Genomic DNA, 18,873 nt, shown 5'->3' with positions numbered 1-18,873 from the left:
ATGACATTTACAGAACAAGCCAAAGAACAAGCGCAAGCTTCTTGGCAAGGAAGTTTTCAGCATCCTTTTATCACAGAGTTACATGAAGGAACCTTGAGTCCAACGATTTTTCGCTACTATTTAATTCAAGATCATTACTATTTAAAACATTTTAGTCAGCTTTATCGCTTGATTGCGGCACAAACGCAACAACCTCGATTGAAAAAATTACTCTTAACAAATGCGGAAAATCTCGCGTTGGGCGAATTAGCTATTCGTGAAACTTTTTTTGAAGAACTAGCAATTACGGAAGAAGAAGTTGCAGCGACACCGATTGCACCAACCGCTTATCACTATGTTTCTCATATGTATCGCCAACTTATTGAAGGAACGCCTAAGACGGCCGCAGCAAGTATGTTGCCTTGTTCTTGGCTCTATCAAGAAATTGGTGCACAGTTAGTCAAACAACACTCACCAGAGCCACTGTACCAACGTTGGATTGAAACCTATGCTGGGGAGGAAGCGTACCAACACGTCCAAGAGGAACGCCAACTGTTAGACCAATTATATGAAGAAAGTTCACCACAAGAACAAGCAGCTATGATCACCGCTTTTGTTATCAGCAGTGAGATGGAATACGCTTTTTGGGAAATGGCCTATACACACGAAACCTGGATTGGTTAATACAAAAGCAAGTCGTTTAGTGCTCGTAACTAACGACTTGTTTTTGTATTAGAAAGCAGTAATTGTCAGTTGCTTTTTTGACAGGGCGTGATAAGATATTCAGTGACGCAAAATCTGTTGTAACTCGCTCAGTAATAACAGAAACGCCTTGCTAAGAAAGGACTGTAGAAGCCTCATGAATTATCCAGAACCGATTGCAAAATTGATTGAAAGTTATATGAAATTACCAGGAATTGGTCAAAAAACAGCGACACGGCTTGCTTTTTATACAATTGATATGAAAGAAGAAGATGCTAATGCTTTTGCAAAAGCGCTAATTAGTGTCAAGAGAGATCTCCATTTCTGTAGTATTTGCGGAAATATTACTGAAGAAGATCCTTGTGAAATTTGCCAAGATAAAAATCGTGACCGTAGTATTATTTTAGTAGTGGAAGAACCAAAAGACGTTATGGCAATGGAAAAAATGCGTGAATATCAAGGTTTGTATCACGTACTCCACGGGGTGCTTTCACCGATGGAAGGAACAGGACCAGAAGATATTAATATTGCCTCTTTGATCAAACGATTGCACGATGATGAAGTGAAAGAGGTCATTATAGCAACAAACGCTACCACTGAAGGAGAAGCGACGGCGATGTATTTATCACGGCTCATTAAACCAGCTGGAATCACCGTTACTCGTTTGGCACACGGCTTGTCTGTCGGCAGCGATATTGAATATGCAGATGAAATAACCTTGCTAAAAGCAGTCGAAGGGCGTCGAGAAATTTAAAAGAAACATCGTTGGAAAAAGAAGTTGAAATCGAAGTAGGTCGTTTCTGTGAGAAAATGTCGCAGTTCAAGCTTTTCCGTACTTCTTTTTCAGTTTCTTTTTTTCAGCGGATGCATCACTTTAAATAGGACATAAGGATTTCAATTAGACTGATAGAGCAAGATGAAGTATAATAGATACAAGTAAAAATTGATTGGAGTTTTCGCACGTGCAGGGTATTTTTATAACATTTGAAGGTCCAGATGGCGCTGGCAAAACCAGTGTTTTGAAGGAAGTTTCTGAAAGATTAGCTAAAGAGTCAAAACGAAAAATTGTCACTACAAGAGAACCAGGCGGCATACCGATTGCCGAAAAGATTCGAACAGTTATTTTAGATCCAAGAAATGACAGAATGGATGAGCGAACAGAAGCTTTACTTTACGCAGCTGCTCGTCGTCAACATTTAGTGGAAAAAATCTTGCCAGCTTTGGAAGCGGGTCATTTAGTCCTATGTGATCGTTTTGTTGACAGCTCATTAGCCTACCAAGGCGCTGGGCGTAGAATTGGGATTGCCCCCATTGCTTCAATTAATGCGTTTGCGACAGAAGGTGTCTCACCAGATTTTACAATTTATTTAGACGTTGACTCAGATACTGGCTTACGGCGGATTCAAGAAAATCGAACACAGCAAATTGATCGCTTAGATTCAGAAGGATTAGAATTTCATCAACGTGTTCGTCATGAATATTTGAAATTAGCAGAAGAAAATCCACAACGTATCAAAAAGATTGATGCACGGATGAGTTTAGAACTTGTCGTAGAAGCAACGTATCAGGCGATTATTGAACGTTATCCAGAAAACTTTTAATTATAGGAAGGTGTAGACCATGAAGATTATTTTAGCCATTGTACAAGACAAAGATAGTAACCGATTAGCCAACGAATTTATTGATGCCAATATTCGTGCTACAAAATTATCCTCAACAGGTGGGTTCTTAAAAGCGGGAAACAGCACATTTATTATTGGGATTGATGATGAACGTGTCGACGAAACATTAGCTTTAATTAAAGAAACATGTCAATCAAGAAAACAATATGTTTCAACACCTGTGACTTTAGATATCACAATGGATGGCCAAATTCCTTATCCTGTGGAAGTTGAAGTAGGCGGCGCTACTTGCTTCGTCTTACCAGTTGAAGGATTCCATCAATATTAAGATGAATGAAGCACAACAGCTACAGCAAATGCAACCTTTGCTGTACAAGCAACTCCAAAAAAGTTTTGAGCATGGTCGTCTTGCCCATGCTTATCTTTTTGAAGGAGATACAGGAACTGGAAAACAAGAATTTGGCTTATGGATGGCGAAACATGTCTTTTGTACGAATTTAGTAAATCAACAGCCTTGTAACGAATGCCATAATTGTGTGCGGATTAATGAAAATGAACATCCAGATGTTTTAAGAATTGCGCCAGATGGGCAAACCATCAAAGTGAACCAAATCCGTGAATTAAAAGCGGAGTTTTCTAAAAGTGGGGTTGAGACTGCTAAAAAAGTTTTCTTAATTCAAGAAGCAGATAAAATGAGTACCGGCGCAGCCAATAGTCTCTTAAAATTTTTAGAAGAACCAGAAGGACAAATTTTAGCTATTTTAGAAACCACTTCGCTTTCTCGAATTTTACCAACGATTCAATCACGATGCCAAACCTTACATTTTCAACCATTAGTCAAAAAAACATTAATTGATCGCTTAATCAAACAGGGGATTGGTGAAAAGACTGCAACCCTTTTAGCTGAGCTGACAAATAGTTTTGAGAAAGCAGTTGAAATCTCTCAAGATGAATGGTTTAATGAAGCTAGGGAAATCATTTTGCAATGGTTTATTTATCTAAAAAGTAATGATTTACAGGCATTTATCTACGTTCAGAAGAAAATGGTCAAAGTATTTAAGGAAAAAGAACAACAAGCGCTTAGCTTTGACTTGCTCATGGTTTATTACCGTCAATTATTGGAAGAAAGTGTTGCGACACAGCAAGCCAAAAAAGTAACGGAAGAGCAGGCGGAACGGTTGGCGCTAATTTTGAAAGCACGCCAAAAATGGACTGCCAATGTTAGTTGGCAAAATGTTTGTGAACAATTAGTTATCCAAATGATTCACCCTAAATCATAAAGGAAAAAAGTGCCAAGTGGCATTCAGTTTCATAATATAGTAGGAACTTAGTTGTTTCAGCAAGTTCCTTAACCGATTGAAGCGACGTTCACTTGAACTAGATTAGGAGGAATAAAATGGTAGAAGTAGTAGGAGTTCGCTTCCGTGAAGCCGGTCATATCTATTATTTTGCTCCTGGAAAATCTGAGTATATTTATAATGAGAAAGTACTCGTTGAATCTCAACAGTCAAAACAATTAGCTACTGTTGCTATTCCTAAAAAAACAGTCGATTCAGACGATTTACCAGAGGACCTAAAACCCATTTTAAATAAAGCAACAGCCAATGATTTAGAAAAAGAACAAAAAAATTTGGCTGATGCAGAAGCTGCCAAAAGCATTGCCAATGAAAAAATTCGAGCTCATGACTTAAAAATGAAATTAGTGCGAGTAGAATATACCTTCGATCGTAGCAAAATGATTTTTTACTTTACGGCAGATGGGCGAATTGATTTTCGTGAATTAGTCAAAGACTTAGCGGCTATTTTCCGGACGCGAATTGAGTTACGTCAAATTGGTGTCCGAGATGAAGCGAAAATATTAGGTGGCATTGGCCCTTGTGGCAGACAACTGTGTTGCTCAACATTTCTAGGAGATTTTATGCCAGTTTCAATCAAAATGGCTAAAGATCAAGGGTTATCTTTAAATCCTGTCAAAATTTCGGGATTATGTGGCCGCTTAATGTGTTGTTTGAAATACGAAAACGACGAATATGAAGCCGCTAAAAAAGAATTACCAGATTATGGAAAAGAAGTAATAACACCAGATGGCAAAGGCAAAGTCGTCGGGTTGAATCTATTAAGTCGGATTGTCAAAGTTCGTCTGCATGGTCGTGAAATCGCAGCGGATTATGATTACGAAGAAATCAAAGAAGCTACTGCGAAAGTTGCTGCTGAAAAAGGTGATCAAAATGGATAAACGTTCGCTCTATGATGGATTAAATTCGTTGGAAACTGATTTAGACAGTTCAGTGACACAATTAAGAGAAATTAAAGCAGCACTCCATGAGTTGGTAGAAAAAAATACCACGTTGGAAATCGAAAACCAACGCTTACGGGAGCATCTCCAAGAACTGAATAAGTTAGCAGGAAATACAACTGAAACTGAAAAACAAGAGCTATCAAAATCACGTATGAATTTGGAAAAACTTTATGAAGAGGGCTTCCATGTCTGCAATATTTTATATGGTTCAAGACGTGAAAATGATGAAGAATGTGCCTTTTGTCTTGATGTTATTTATGGGGAACGTACGCGTTAAGTCTAGTGGAACACTGCAAATAAAAAGGAAAGGTTTGGTTTGACAGTCAATCGATTGTCAAATCAAACCTTTATCTATTTATAGAACGAAAAAGGAAAATGAGGGATGCGCTATGCAAAAACAAAAAAGTTTTGATAAGCAAACAACAAAAGGAAAATTGTATCTTGTCCCAACACCGATCGGCAATTTAGAAGATATGAGTATTCGTTGTTTAAACATATTGAAAGAAGCAACGGTGATTGCTAGTGAGGACACAAGAAACACACAAAAATTGCTAAATCATTTTGAGATTACAACACCACAAATTAGTTTACACGAACATAATTACAAAGAGCGAATTCCTCAACTGATTACACGATTGCTGAGTGGTGAAACGATTGCCCAAGTTAGCGATGCAGGTATGCCTTCAATTAGTGATCCTGGTCATGAATTGGTTACAGCATGTCTTGAAGAAGAACTGGCAGTGATTGCCTTGCCAGGACCTACGGCAGGAATGACCGCCTTGATTGCCTCGGGTCTTTTACCACAGCCATTTACGTTTTATGGTTTTTTACCAAGAAAGAAAAAAGAACAGAAAGACGTGTTATCAGCATTAAAAGAAGAACGGCCGACACAGATTTTTTATGAGTCCCCCTATCGGATTGCTAAAACGGTAGCAACGTTTGCTGAAGTCTATGGTCAAGAACGCCCCGCTGTGATTTGTCGAGAATTAACGAAACTTCACGAAGAGTATTTACGAGGTACCTTAGGAGAACTAACAGAATATTTAGCAGAAAATACGCTAAAAGGCGAGTGTTGTTTATTAGTTAGCGGATTTACTGGTGAGAAAGAGACAATAGCCGCAATGCCAGCTATTTCCCTCAAGGAACATGTGCAAGTTTTAATGGAGGAAGAGGGACGGAGTTCAAAAGATGCAATCAAAGAAGTGGCCAAATTGAGAAATGTAAAAAAACAAGAAGTATATAAAGAATATCATTCCATTTAAAAAAGGAGAGAAACATGAGTAATTTATTGCGAGCAGAAGGCGTGTCTTATCAAGTAAATGGTCGTAGCATTCTTTCTGATATTGATTTGTCATTTGAAACAGGCAGCAATACAACAATTGTTGGTCCTTCAGGTAGCGGGAAAAGTACATTTTTAAAAATTTTATCTTCATTATTAAGTCCTACAGAAGGCGAAGTTTTTTATCAAGAAGCGCCAATTACTACAATACCAATCGAAACATACCGCCAAAAGGTTTCTTATTTTTTTCAGCAGCCAACTTTATTTGGTGAAACCGTGTATGATAATTTGTTATTTCCATTTACCGTCAGACAAGAAGCGTTTAATCAGGAAAAAGTCGTGGCATTGCTCCAACAAGTGAAATTGCCCGCTGCTTATCTTGAAAAGAAAATAGTCGAACTCTCTGGTGGTGAGCGACAACGGGTTGCTTTGCTACGAAACATTATTTTTGTACCAGATGTTTTATTATTAGACGAAGTTACAACGGGATTAGATGAAGAAAGCAAACAGATTGTCAATCAATTGTTAAACCAATTAAACAAAGAGCAAGGAGTCACGCTGGTTCGTGTCACGCATGATACCGAAGAAATTCAGCAAGCACAGCAAGTGATTCGTATTGTAGCAGGAAAGGTGGCGCCGACAGATGGATTTAGCAGTTAATAATTTATCCTTATTTTTTTCAGCCATGCTAGTGGTGGTCGCATTAATTATTAGTACTAAAGAAAAATTAGGTTTTACCAAAGATATTATTATTAGTGTGATTCGAGCAGTCATTCAATTAGTCGCAGTCGGCTATTTATTAAAATATGTTTTTCAAGTCAATAACCTGATTTTAACGCTCATCATGGTTTTGGTGATTGTTTCCAACGCAGCCTTTAATGCAAAAAAACGCAGCCAGCAATTACAAAAGGGCTTTTTGATTTCTTTCATTGCAATTGGTTGTAGTACAGGAATTACCATTGGTATTTTGATTTTTTCTGGTTCTATTAAATTTATTCCTTCTCAAATCATTCCTATCAGTGGGATGATTGCCAGCAATTCGATGGTGGCAATTGGTTTATGCTATCGCAATTTAGATACTCTTTTTCAAAACCAACGGCAAGCGGTAATGGAGAAACTAGCGTTAGGTGCAACTATCAAACTCGCCTCTTTACCAATCATCCAACAAAGTGTGAAAACCGGGATGGCACCGACGATTGATTCTGCCAAAACTGTCGGAATTGTTAGTTTGCCTGGGATGATGTCAGGCTTAATTTTTGCGGGCGTTGATCCGGTCCATGCGATAAAATATCAGATTATGGTGACCTTTATGTTGCTATCAGCAACAAGTATTGGTTCAGTAATTGCAACTTATCTTGCCTATAAAGGCTACTATAATCAACAAAAACAATTGGTTGTTTAATTAAAAAGCTGGAAATCTGTGTTTATAACTTCACGGATTTTCAGCTTTTTCTGGTTGAAATAAAGAAGTTTCAATTCTAGAATGTATAATTTAAGTACAACACTGAAAATTGAGGGAGAAAAAACCTGTTATAATAGTGTTGACGAATTCTATCAACTAGGAGGTATTCAGCTATGACTTCATACACACACCTTACGATACGTGAACGAGAAATGATCTTTCTCTATCATGGTTTTGGATTTACTATCCGTAGAATTGGACGCTTAATCAAAAGAAGCCCTTCTACTGTTATGAGAGAGCTCAGAAGGAATACTACAAAGTTTAGAACCTATTCGCTTTCTTTAGCGCAAAAATCTTGTCATAAGAACAAGCAAAAATATGGAAGTGTTTTATGATAAATCACAAAAATTAATTCAATGAAAACCACCAAAATAAAAAGAATGTTGTTCCAAATATCAAAGACATTTAGTTCAATTATTTTGAATGTTACTTTATAATTTTTAAAAATTTTCTTGCTCTTTATTTTATATAGAGATACAGTAATACTATCGAAACTTCGAGAAAATGACGTCATTAAAACTAACTATGAATTGGAGAATTTTTTTATGAATTACACTATTGAAACTATCCCTACTCAACAATTTGCTTATATGCGCCGAATTGGTCCTTATGGAGAAGAAAACTATGTCTTAATGGCAACATTCAAGGAATGGATACAAAACAATGGTTTATTTAATGAAGATACTGTTATCTACGCAGTTGCTAGAGATAATCCTGAAATGGTAGCGCCAGGTAAATGTAGATATGATGTTGGCATTTCCGTAGTATCGACATTTCCTAATTCTAAAGATGTAAATATTGGTTCTTTATTCTCTGGTGGTAAATACATGATTTTTCAAATTGAACATACCATCGAAGGTGTTAATCAGTTTTGGATGACGTTTGAAGATATATTTAAACAGCAAAATATTACTAATAATGTTGAAAAACCTATCCTAGAAAGATTTGATAAAAAATTACTTGATAAAGGGTATTGTGAAATGTGTGTCCCTTTAGACTAAGATAGTAAATACACTGAACATTCAGGAGATATTTTTTAAGAAAGTACCTCTTGAATGTATAATTTTTTCCAAATAGTATTCAATAAAAAATGAAATGTTGCACCTAATTAGACAATTCTAGATTTGAAAAAGAACGGACGTTCGTATATAATGGAGGGAGGAGGCGAATCAAAATGATGAGCGAATTACGTTTTCCCTTAAAAAAAGATACGTCGAGAAAAATTATACATATAGATATGGATGCGTTTTTTGCTTCAGTTGAAGAACGAGATCATCCAGAGCTAGTAGGACATCCGTTAGTTATTGCGCGCCATCCAAGTGATACTGGGGGCAAAGGAGTGGTGACCACAGCGAATTATATTGCTCGACAGTACGGTATTCACTCGGCTATGAGTGCTCAAAAGGCGTATGAACTATGTCCAAGTGCCATTTTTAAGCCAGGTAATTATCAGAAATATAGTGAAATTTCTCAAGAAATCCGTGAAATTTTTCGCCGCTATACAGATGTGATTGAACCAGTATCTATTGACGAAGCGTATTTAGATGTAACTGAAAATAAGGTCAACAGTAAGTCGGCTATTAAAATTGCGAAAATGATCCAATATGATATTTGGCATGAATTGCAGTTAACTTGCTCGGCAGGTGTTAGTTACAATAAGTTTTTAGCCAAGTTAGCATCAGATTTCCAGAAACCAAAGGGCCTGACGGTTGTCTTACCAGAAGAGGCCGAAGATTTTTTGAAAGCATTACCGATTGAAGATTTCCACGGAATCGGGAAAAAAACAGTGCCCAAAATGCATGAACTAGGGATTTTTACTGGAGCAGATTTATACAAGCAAGATGAGATGACGTTGATTCGGTTATTCGGTAAAATGGGTTATTCATTGTATCGTAAAGTCCGCGGTATCCATGATGCGCCAGTTCAAGTGACTAGAGATCGTAAGTCGGTAGGCAAGGAACATACTTACGGCACCCCTTTAACGACGGAAGAGCAGGTTACGGCTCAATTGAGACAATTAGCAGCAGGGGTTGAGCGTGCATTGCAACGAGTGCAAAAGCATGGCAAAACAGTAGTCCTGAAAGTTCGTTATACTGACTATACGACGATTACGAAACGTGTGACATTACCTGAATATATTTCTAAAAAAGAAGAACTTTTCTATCAAGCGAATTTAATTTGGGAAGATATTTTAGGTTTAGAACAAGGAATCCGTTTATTAGGCATTACTTTAACGAATTTAGATCCACTAGCGTATGAAAACATTGTTTTACCTTTATGGGAAAAAAGTTAGCCCTTTAGACACATCCTCAAGAGATGGCTAAAGGGCTAACTTTTTTAAATTGATTTTTTGATTTGTTCATAAGACGTTTCGGCGTCATGACATTTTTCCCAAATAACAGCTTTGCCAGCAGCAAGTGATTTGGGTATATCAATAATCCGTTGATTACTACTGCCACGAAATTGTAAATTTAAATTACGTTTTGCCAGTTCAAAGCGCCCATCAACTAAAATGTCAATTGAATGGAGTAGTTCAAGCTTATCAGGCGTTTCTAAAAGTAGTTCTTCAAAGGTATACCCAGACCAAGACCAGATATCTTTGGCTGAGCCAAATGTTTCCCGCACACGTTTGACTACACTAAGACAAACATCTGTATTCAGAAAAGGTTCACCACCCAAAAGAGTCAAACCTTGGACATAGTCATGGGACAAATCTTCAATAATTTGATTCATTAAAGATTCTGTAAACGGCGTACCGTAATTGAAATTTTGGACAGCTTTGTTAAAACAACCTTCACAAGCAAAGAGACAGCCGCTCACATATAAACTATTGCGTACACCTTCGCCATCAACAAAGTTGAACGCTTTGTAATCGGCAATCTTTTTTTGGCTGTAGTCTTCGGTTTTCCATTCTTGTGGTTTCGGATTACGCATCAGCAAAACTTCTTTCTATAGAATAATCGAGTTTAATTTTTTAAATGTTTAACACGAGAGGAAATTTCTTTGTGACGACCATGTACCATTGGGCGAGCTTGCGGGTTACCTAAATAACCACAAGTCCGTTTAACGACATCACAAGTCTTAGGATCATGATTGCCACATTCTGGACATTCAAAGCCACGTTCAGTTGGATGGAAGTCCCCTTCAAAACCACAGGCATAACAATGATCAATTGGCGTATTGGTTCCTAAATAGCCAACTTTGTCATAAGCGTAATCCCAGACAGCTTCAAGTGCTTTGGGATTTTGCTGTAACATGGGGTATTCACAGTAGTGGATAAAACCACCAGAACAGTATTTTGGATAATCCTTTTCAAAATCAAGTTTTTCAAAAGGCGTTGGATTTTTGCGTACATCATAATGGAAACTATTTGTGTAATATTCTTTATCTGTAATATTTTCGACGATGCCAAATTTTTCAGTATCTAAACGGCAAAAACGGTCAGTCAAGCTTTCGCTCGGTGTAGAGTAGACACTAAAATGATAGCCGTATTCGTTGCCCCAGTTGTCGGCATTTTTTTTCAGTTCTTTTAAAATATCCAGTGTAAAGTTTTTGGCCTCTTGATTGTCCTCCCAAGCACCGCCGTAAAAGGCAGAAGCCACTTCATACAAGCCAATATAGCCAAGCGAAACCGTGGCACGTTTGTTTTTAAACAGTTCATCTACGGCATCCTGTGTAGCTAAACGTTTTCCAAATGCACCATACATGTATAAAATCGGTGCATTCGCTGGTTTAGCTTCTTTAACACGTTCAACCCGATAAACCAAAGCATCTTTAACGATCGCTAAACGTTCATTTAAAATTTGCCAGAACTTTTCTTGACTTCCTTGCGCTTCTAAAGCGATTCTTGGTAAGTTCAAGGTCACAACGCCTAAATTCATTCGGCCAACATTTACTTCTTCACCTTGTTCGTCTTTCCAGCCTTGTAAAAAGGAACGACAGCCCATTGGTACCTTAAAACTACCTGTTAGTTCAACGATTTTATCATAGTTTAAAACATCAGGATACATGCGTTTCGTTGCGCATTCCAGTGCCAGCTGTTTAATATCGTAGTTTGGATCAGTAGGTTGCGCATTGACGCCTCGTTTAATTGTGAAAATCAGTTTTGGGAAAATAGCTGTTCGTTTTTCAATCCCTAAGCCATTAATTCGGATTTGTAAAATCGCCCGTTGAATTTCTCGCTCAAACCAGTTGGTACCTAAACCAAATCCCAGAGAAGTAAAAGGGGTTTGTCCATTGGAAGTAAATAAAGTATTAATTTCATACTCAAGACTTTGCATGGCATCAAAAATATCTTTTTTCGTTTTCTTCTGAGCGAATGCTTTTTGGCGTTCTTCTCCTTCAATCCATTCTTGCGCATCTGCTAAATGTTTTTCATAATTACGTTCTGCAAAAGGCGCTAATAATTCATCAATCCGATCGGCAGAGCATCCACCATATTGACTGGAAGCTACATTGGCAATAATTTGAGAAATTTGTGCAGTGGCCGTTTGAATTGATTTTGGTGATTCGACATCAGCGTTCCCAATTTTAAAGCCATTGTTTAGCATGCCTTTAAAATCAATTAAACAGCAGTTTGTCATGGGCGTATATGGATGATAATCTAAATCGTGGTAATGAATGTCGCCTTTTTGATGGGCATTAGCCACGTGTGAAGGCAACATCTTTAAACCAATTGATTTTCCAACAATCCCAGCGGTTAGATCACGTTGCGTATTAAAAACGTCACTGTCTTTGTTGGCATTTTCGTTCACGACAGTCTGATCTTTATTAATTAATTTGCCGATAGATACATTAATATCAGTCGCTTTACTACGCTCAAAATCACGTTGGGTTCTGTAATGAATGTATTCTTCGGCTAAGGCATATTCGTTGTTGGATAGCAGAGTATGTTCCACAATATTTTGAATTTCATAAATTTTTACGTTATTGGTAAAACGTTCGGCAATTTCTCGATTGACATCGGCAACAATCGATTGGACTTTTTGATGTGTCAAAGGAGTGACTTGGTCATGTATTTTTTGTTCAGCTTTGATCAAAGCATCGTATATTTTTTGATCATCGAAAGTCACTAAACGACCATCCCGTTTGACGACTTTAATTGTTGAGAGATTAACATCCTCGGCTTTTTCATCAGTAATCTTCATCATTTTATCCAGCTCCTTATATCTCGTTAGTAACTATCCTAATACAAAGGTCGGCTAAATTCAATCGATATATTGCGTATTTTTAGTAAAATATCACTAGACAAACACTATATATTGTGCTTGCACTGTTTTGAAAAAATATGAAAACAAATGAAGAAAAGGATTGAGCAAATTTTTTTGCGTGAAAAAAATTCTTTGTCCAAATTAAAAAACAGCAAAGATTTTTTTGCCAAATTGCTAAAAGCAACACTAAAAAATAACAATTATTAAATAATAATTGTTTGCGGATTTATTCACGAAATGCCAATTATTCTTTGACTACCGAACGATATTGTAAGATAAAACGATGTTCATTCAGATTTTTTCTTGGTAAAATAAGAGTAATAACAAACGTTGGAGCGAGAAAAATGAAAAAAATTGTAGAAGTAAACAATGTCAGCAAGACATATGGTCGTTTAAATAATAAAACAGAAGTATTAGATAATATTTCGTTTACCGTTGATGAAGGCGAATTTGTGGGGATTATGGGTCCCAGCGGTGCTGGGAAATCGACACTGTTGAATGTCTTATCCTCGATTATTTTGCCAACCGCAGGAATCGTGCGCATCGCCGGACAAGATATTTTAAAAATGCGAGATAATCAATTAAGTGATTTTCGAAGAAACGAAATGGGGTTTATTTTTCAATCGTTTAACCTAATTGATACGTTAAATGTGAAGGACAATATTCTGTTGCCTTTAGCTGTAGAAAAAGTTTCATTAGAAGAAATGGATAAACGTTTGTTACATGTGACTTCGATTTTGGGGATTCAGGAGCTTTTATCTGCTTATCCACCAGAGATATCTGTGGGACAAAAACAACGGGTAGCAGCTGCTCGTGCTTTGATTACGAACCCTAAAATTATTTTTGCAGATGAACCAACTGGCTCGCTGGATTCAAAATCAGCAACAGAATTGTTGAAATATTTAGCTGAAATTAATCTACATGATGATGCCACAATTTTGATGGTGACACATGACCCGTACACGGCCAGTTTTTGCAATCGCATCTTATTCATTAAAGACGGTGCGATTTTCTCAGAAGTTGTTCGTCAAGGATCACGTAAGGAATTTTTTAATCGTGTGATAGATATGCAAGCAACGATTGGTGGAGGCGGGCGCGCAAATGATTTTTAAACTATCATTAAAAAATTTAAAAGCTCATGTACCTAATTATCTGGTTTATTACATTAGTATGACTTTTGCAGCGGTCGTTTATTATTGTTTCCGTGCGATTGCTTACAACCAGCCTCTTGTCGCAGGTGCAGGCCGTGATATCGAAATTAAGCGATCTTTAGGACTCGGTAGTACCTTAGTCACCATTATTATTTTGGGCTTTATGTTGGCAGCAAATCGTTTTTTTATAGGAAAACGTAGCCAAGAAATTGGCTTGTATCGATTAATTGGCTTGAGAAAGAGCCAAGTTTCACTAATTTTTTTAGTAGAAAATTTAGTTTTAGGCTTTGTTTCACTAATTAATGGAATTATTTTAGGAGTGATTTTCACCAAGTTGTTTTCAATGATTTTAGCCAAAGTTATGTTTTTAGAAGTGCCCAGTTTCTTCTATATTTCTTGGCGTTCCGTTATTGAAACCGGTGTAGCTTTTGCATTTATGATTTTGATTGTCTGCTTAAGAAGTATTTGGATGATTTATCGTTATCCATTGTCGCAGCTTATGCACCAAGAAAAAATTGGTCAAATTAATTATAGTCGTTTAACGAAACGGCGGCAGTTTCTAGGTATTTTAGGTCCTATTTGTTTACTGGCCGGTTATTTTATCGCGTTTGATTTTCGGAATTTAGCGACAGGTATTGTGTATAAACAATTAAATGATTCATTGGATATCTCGATTCCGATGATTATTACATTGACGCCTTTTATCATTTTGGGTCTATGTGTGGTGGGAACTTATTTATTTTTCCGTTATACCATGTATTTTATCATTCGCTTATTTAATCATAGAAAAAAATGGTATTACCAAGATTTACGTATGATTACTTTAGGCAATGCCAAACGCTACTTATTTAAAAGTAGCAAAACACTCACTGGTTTGACCTTGTTAATTGCGACAGCCTTGAGTGGGATCGGCGTGATGGTTTTTGTGTATACGATTAGTATGCACACGGTCAACAGTGATGGCCCCGTGGACTTTTTAGTTTCACAGGAAAGCTATCCTAAATTGAAGAAAGTTCTCGATGAAGCGAAGGACACCAAAATAAAAAATGAAGTGACACTTTCTTATAAAATTACTGGAATTGAACGCAGTTTGCGAATTGGTCAAGCGCAAGAGGAACAAGAAACGATTGAAGCAGTTAATGTTTTATCCTTCTCAAATTACCGCAACTATCAAAAAATTAATCCTTATTTAAACGATTTACATTTAAAAAATGACCAAAGTGTTATCTATATGGATAGCTTTACCAATATTTTAAGTGGTATGTCTCGTTATGAATCGAAACTGCAATTTGTTGAAGGAGAGAAGGCACAACTGCAACAAGTGCTGCCTAACTATCTAGGTAATTTTTTATTGCAATATTCCTTACCAACGATTGTCGTTTCCGATGCCCTTTATCAGAAAGTGACAAAAAATTCCATTCAGTATCAGATTAACGCCGTAAATGTTGACACGAAAAGCCGTGAAAAACTTTATGAAGCCGTAAATAAACAGATTGCCACAGAATGGCAAGCGCCAATTTTGTATAAGTATGAAAAAAATAACCAGCAGTTGAGTGGTTTTGCCAAACAAATGCCTAACGAAGAGGTAAAGAATACGCAAGATGATGTCACAGAAACTTGGCGGCTAAATATGAATGATCGCTACGCCTCTTTACGCTATGAACGAAAAATTAACGGCTTGACTTTATATGTCTCCATGTTTGTGGCAATTTTAGCGTTGTTTATTACGGGCAGTATTTTGATGTTACGACAACTCTTTTCAGCTGTAAGTGAGCGTCAAGATTACGTGACTTTAAAACGGATGGGTGTTTCTAGTAAAGCGATAACTAAGCAAATTTATCGACAGAATAGTTTGATTTTCTTTCCGCCGATGGTCATTGGGATTTTGCATACCACCTTTGCCATTTATTTGCTAAGCCAATTTATTAAGAGTCCAGGATATTTGTTAGTATATCTTTCTTGTGGAATCTTAATAATTGTTTATCTAATTTTTTATATTTTAACGTCTGCCATTTATGCGCGGATGATTCGACACATCCATTTTTAAAAAACTGTAAAAGCCGTTGTGAAGCGGTTTTTACAGTTTCTTTATGCGAAAAAATTATGAGAGTTCCGTTTATGAAAATCATGAAAATTTAAGAAGTGACGAAATTGTTAGTTTTTTTATTAAATTGTAAGAAATTTCAATGGACTTTGCTGAAATATAGCATAAAATAATGGATAGCGATTAACCTTAGGAGGTGAATGATAATGAAAACAACTTTTCAGAAAATTCTCAATAACGAAAGTCTTAAATTCATCGGTAAAACGTTATTTTATTCTTTCATTGTCATTGCATTAATTTATCTTTATCATTACAAGAATATCAATGGAGGAACCTTCATTTATAACGAGTTTTAAGGAGGCGGCTATACATGGAAAAAGTAATTAATATGATTCAAACGATTGATGAATGGGCACGTAAAGAACCCCAACGTCCTGTTTATTTAACCGAAGAAAAAGTCTCTACGTATGGAGAGTTAAAAGAAAAGTCAGACAATCTAGCCGCTTATTTAGCTGAGCTGAAAACGGACAAGTCAGCGATTGTCGTATACGGAGAATTAGATTTTGAAATGATTGTGAGTTTTTTAGGCGCATCGAAAGCTGGTTTTAGCTATATCCCCATTGATGCACATACACCAAAAGAACGCATTGAACTAATTCTAAACGTAGCCAAACCAACCGCAGTGATTGCTGTGCATGAATGGCCTGAATTAGCCACCGAAGTGCCAGTAATTACGGCGGAAGAATTAACAGAAATGATGATGCATGCACCCCGGCATGCGCCTGCGTTGATGCCTGTCACAGGAGCAAGTAATTACTATATCATTTTCACTTCAGGGACAACTGGCGTACCAAAGGGTGTGCAAATCAGCCATGATAATTTAGTTAGCTTTACGAATTGGTTGTTGCAAGATTTTGGTTTAGAAGAAGGGGCCCGCTTTTTAGCACAGGCACCTTATTCGTTTGATTTATCAGTGATGTCTATTTATCCCGCATTGGCGTTAGGTGGCTCATTAACTCCGTTACCCAATGAAATCATTAACGATTTTAAACAATTATTTACGCGTTTGCCACAATTAACAATCGACGTCTGGGTTTCAACACCGTCTTTTATTGAATTGTGTCTAATGGAACCAAGCTTCGATGGTGAACATCTACCAGCACTGCGCACGTTTTTATTCTGTGGAGAAGAATTACCAAAACCAACGGCTGAGAAATTAGCCGCTCGTTTCCCAACTGCGCATATTTATAATACGTATGGGCCGACAGAAGCGACTGTAGCGATTAGTGCCATTGAAATCACTCAAGAAGTTTTAAAAAGTGTCCAACGTTTACCAATCGGGTATGTGAAAGAAGATACGCAAATTTATATTATGGAAGGCATGTCAAAATTACCTGCAGGTGAAATTGGTGAAATCGTCATTGCTGGACCAAGTGTTTCCAAAGGCTATCTAAATAATCCTGCGAAAACAGCTGAAGCTTTTTTCCAATTAGATGGCGTACCAGCTTATCGCACAGGCGATGCTGGAAAGTTAGTCGATAACCTATTGCAGTATGAGGGACGCTTAGATTTTCAAATTAAATTGCATGGCTACCGCATTGAGTTAGAAGAAGTGGATCATCACTTAACGAATGTTTCCTACGTGAAACAAGCAGTCGTTGTGCCGAAATATCAAGGAAATAAAGTCCAACAATTAATTGCCTATGTCGTTCCGCAAGCACATGAATTTTCAAGTGATTTTCAATTAACTAAGGCAATTAAACAAGAATTAGCCACGTTGACAATGGACTATATGATTCCGCAAAAATTTGTATATGTTGAACAATTACCTTTGACAAGTAATGGTAAAATTGATCGGAAAGGGTTGATGAATGAGGTGAATGCCACATGATGAATTTTCCTCATATGATTCCCTATAATGCACCGTATTACTTTGTTCTGCTAATTGCGGCCTTGTTGCCGATGATTTTAACTTTAGCCATTAAAGGGACACGTTGGCCTTGGTACCAAACACTCGTGACACTGGTCTTTCTATATATCAGTTTTGGTGGCGAATTTTGGCAACAAGGAGTCGCTCTGATTGTATATGTTATTTATCAAACATTACTAACATGGGGCTATGCGGCTTATCGAAAAAATAAAAATGCAGGTTGGGTCTTTTATCTGGCTGTCTTTTTAGCTATATTACCGCTTGTTTGGGTGAAAGTTTCTCCCTTCATGACAGGCAAAACAACCTTACTTGGCTTTTTAGGGATTTCTTATTTAACCTTTAAAGCGGTCCAAGTGGTCATGGATTTACGGGATGGTGTAATGAAAGAATATCATCCGTTCCGTTACATTCAGTTTCTCTTGTTTTTCCCGACTATTTCTTCAGGACCTATCGATCGTTATCGGCGCTTTGAAAAAGATTTGAAAAACCCGCCGAGTGCGGAGAAATATTTAGACTTTTTAGAAAAAGGAATTTTTTATTTATTTCTAGGATTTTTATATAAGTTTATTATCAGTCATTATCTTGGTGGTGTCTTTTTACCACATGTGGAAAAAATGGCCTTGGCACAAGGTGGTTTATCCTGGTGGACAGTCGGCTATATGTATAATTACAGTTTGTATCTATTCTTTGATTTCGCAGGCTATAGTTTACTGGCCGTTGGCACAAGTTATTTAATGGGCTATGATACACCAATGAACTTTAACAAACCGTTCCTAAGTTGGAATATTAAAGAATTCTGGAATCGTTGGCACATGACCTTATCTTTTTGGTTCCGTGATTACATTTACATGCGCTTAATGTTTTTCTTAATGAAAAAGAAAGTCTTTAAAAGTCGGATTGTGACTTCTAATATTGGTTACTTTGCGTTGTTCTTAATCATGGGCATTTGGCATGGATTAACGTGGTTCTACATCGCTTATGGGCTCTACCATGCAACACTAATTTGTGTAACAGATGCTTGGCTACGTTTTAAGAAAAAACATAAAGACAAGATACCATCAAACAAATTTACACATGCATTTGCAGTCTTTTTAACTTTCCAAGCGGTTTGTGTCAGCTTCCTGATTTTCTCAGGATTTTTAGACAAACTATGGTTTAAATAAATAAAAATAAAAATATAAAGGGGCAATTTATA

General features: G+C 36.9%; 19 protein-coding genes and 1 pseudogene. 18 read left to right on the top strand and 2 right to left on the bottom strand.

Annotated elements, in window-relative coordinates; translation table 11 throughout:
* From tenA to dinB, 13 genes and pseudogenes are all read left to right on the top strand, one after another.
* On the top strand, positions 1 to 663 hold the full coding sequence (tenA, locus tag IGI80_RS00550) for a thiaminase II (RefSeq protein ID WP_002362330.1): 663 nt from the start codon (positions 1 to 3) through the stop codon (positions 661 to 663).
* 175 nt (positions 664 to 838) lie between these two features.
* Positions 839 to 1,435, top strand: a complete 597-nt coding sequence (gene recR / locus IGI80_RS00545; RefSeq protein WP_002356363.1) for a recombination mediator RecR — start codon at positions 839 to 841, stop codon at positions 1,433 to 1,435.
* Between the two features lie 208 nt (positions 1,436 to 1,643).
* Entirely contained in the window at positions 1,644 to 2,282 is a 639-nt protein-coding gene (gene tmk / locus IGI80_RS00540) for a dTMP kinase (RefSeq protein ID WP_002356366.1), read from the top strand.
* A 19-nt stretch (positions 2,283 to 2,301) separates the two neighbouring features.
* The gene (locus IGI80_RS00535; protein ID WP_002356367.1) at positions 2,302 to 2,631 is read left to right on the top strand and encodes a cyclic-di-AMP receptor; all 330 of its coding nucleotides are present in this window, start codon (positions 2,302 to 2,304) and stop codon (positions 2,629 to 2,631) included.
* A 1-nt stretch (position 2,632) separates the two neighbouring features.
* Positions 2,633 to 3,583, top strand: a complete 951-nt coding sequence (gene holB, locus IGI80_RS00530) for a DNA polymerase III subunit delta' (protein WP_194178236.1) — start codon at positions 2,633 to 2,635, stop codon at positions 3,581 to 3,583.
* Between the two features lie 116 nt (positions 3,584 to 3,699).
* Complete coding sequence (locus IGI80_RS00525) at positions 3,700 to 4,539, top strand: PSP1 domain-containing protein (protein ID WP_002356371.1); 840 nt, start codon at positions 3,700 to 3,702, stop codon at positions 4,537 to 4,539.
* Complete coding sequence (locus IGI80_RS00520) at positions 4,532 to 4,879, top strand: DNA replication initiation control protein YabA (RefSeq protein ID WP_002356372.1); 348 nt, start codon at positions 4,532 to 4,534, stop codon at positions 4,877 to 4,879. The genes IGI80_RS00525 and IGI80_RS00520 overlap by 8 nt, the downstream gene beginning before the upstream one ends.
* A gap of 112 nt (positions 4,880 to 4,991) precedes the next feature.
* Positions 4,992 to 5,864: a 16S rRNA (cytidine(1402)-2'-O)-methyltransferase gene (rsmI, locus tag IGI80_RS00515; protein WP_010710676.1), complete on the top strand. Its 873-nt coding sequence runs from the start codon at positions 4,992 to 4,994 to the stop codon at positions 5,862 to 5,864.
* 14 nt (positions 5,865 to 5,878) lie between these two features.
* Positions 5,879 to 6,541 carry an ABC transporter ATP-binding protein gene (locus IGI80_RS00510; protein ID WP_438722366.1) on the top strand — a complete coding sequence of 221 codons (663 nt, stop codon included), beginning with the start codon at positions 5,879 to 5,881 and terminating at the stop codon, positions 6,539 to 6,541.
* On the top strand, positions 6,525 to 7,283 hold the full coding sequence (locus tag IGI80_RS00505) for an ABC transporter permease (protein ID WP_002356377.1): 759 nt from the start codon (positions 6,525 to 6,527) through the stop codon (positions 7,281 to 7,283). The genes IGI80_RS00510 and IGI80_RS00505 overlap by 17 nt, the downstream gene beginning before the upstream one ends.
* Before the next feature lie 173 nt (positions 7,284 to 7,456).
* Positions 7,457 to 7,654, top strand: a pseudogene (locus tag IGI80_RS00500) (helix-turn-helix domain-containing protein); the annotation flags it as partial.
* Between the two features lie 234 nt (positions 7,655 to 7,888).
* Positions 7,889 to 8,344, top strand: a complete 456-nt coding sequence (locus tag IGI80_RS00495; RefSeq protein WP_438722365.1) for an AraC family transcriptional regulator — start codon at positions 7,889 to 7,891, stop codon at positions 8,342 to 8,344.
* A gap of 176 nt (positions 8,345 to 8,520) precedes the next feature.
* Positions 8,521 to 9,636, top strand: coding sequence for a DNA polymerase IV (gene dinB, locus IGI80_RS00490; protein WP_023894966.1), 1,116 nt, complete (start codon positions 8,521 to 8,523; stop codon positions 9,634 to 9,636).
* A 44-nt stretch (positions 9,637 to 9,680) separates the two neighbouring features.
* Here the strand turns inward: dinB and nrdG are convergent, their stop codons facing one another.
* A complete protein-coding gene (gene nrdG, locus IGI80_RS00485) occupies positions 9,681 to 10,277 on the bottom strand; it encodes an anaerobic ribonucleoside-triphosphate reductase activating protein (protein ID WP_002367217.1) in 597 nt (198 codons plus the stop codon).
* Positions 10,278 to 10,309: 32 nt separating this feature from the next.
* Positions 10,310 to 12,493, bottom strand: coding sequence for an anaerobic ribonucleoside-triphosphate reductase (nrdD, locus tag IGI80_RS00480; RefSeq protein ID WP_002382497.1), 2,184 nt, complete (start codon positions 12,491 to 12,493; stop codon positions 10,310 to 10,312).
* Positions 12,494 to 12,897: 404 nt separating this feature from the next.
* Between nrdD and IGI80_RS00475 the strand changes: the two genes are divergently transcribed.
* The 5 genes from IGI80_RS00475 (at position 12,898) to dltB (ending at position 18,841) form a co-directional block, all read left to right on the top strand.
* Entirely contained in the window at positions 12,898 to 13,665 is a 768-nt protein-coding gene (locus tag IGI80_RS00475) for an ABC transporter ATP-binding protein (RefSeq protein ID WP_438722363.1), read from the top strand.
* Positions 13,655 to 15,751 carry an ABC transporter permease gene (locus IGI80_RS00470; RefSeq protein WP_002384061.1) on the top strand — a complete coding sequence of 699 codons (2,097 nt, stop codon included), beginning with the start codon at positions 13,655 to 13,657 and terminating at the stop codon, positions 15,749 to 15,751. The genes IGI80_RS00475 and IGI80_RS00470 overlap by 11 nt, the downstream gene beginning before the upstream one ends.
* 203 nt (positions 15,752 to 15,954) lie before the next feature.
* Entirely contained in the window at positions 15,955 to 16,104 is a 150-nt protein-coding gene (locus tag IGI80_RS00465) for a teichoic acid D-Ala incorporation-associated protein DltX (RefSeq protein ID WP_002356384.1), read from the top strand.
* A gap of 14 nt (positions 16,105 to 16,118) precedes the next feature.
* Entirely contained in the window at positions 16,119 to 17,639 is a 1,521-nt protein-coding gene (gene dltA, locus IGI80_RS00460) for a D-alanine--poly(phosphoribitol) ligase subunit DltA (RefSeq protein ID WP_002356385.1), read from the top strand.
* Positions 17,636 to 18,841: a D-alanyl-lipoteichoic acid biosynthesis protein DltB gene (dltB, locus tag IGI80_RS00455; protein ID WP_002382500.1), complete on the top strand. Its 1,206-nt coding sequence runs from the start codon at positions 17,636 to 17,638 to the stop codon at positions 18,839 to 18,841. Before dltA ends, dltB begins: the two co-directional genes overlap by 4 nt.
* Positions 18,842 to 18,873 lie beyond the last annotated feature (32 nt).

Origin of the sequence: Enterococcus sp. DIV1420a, assembly GCF_051712165.1 — a bacterium.
GTDB lineage: Bacteria > Bacillota > Bacilli > Lactobacillales > Enterococcaceae > Enterococcus > Enterococcus faecalis.
Note: the sequence above shows the minus strand (reverse complement) of the source record. Positions and strands in the feature narration are given on the sequence as shown.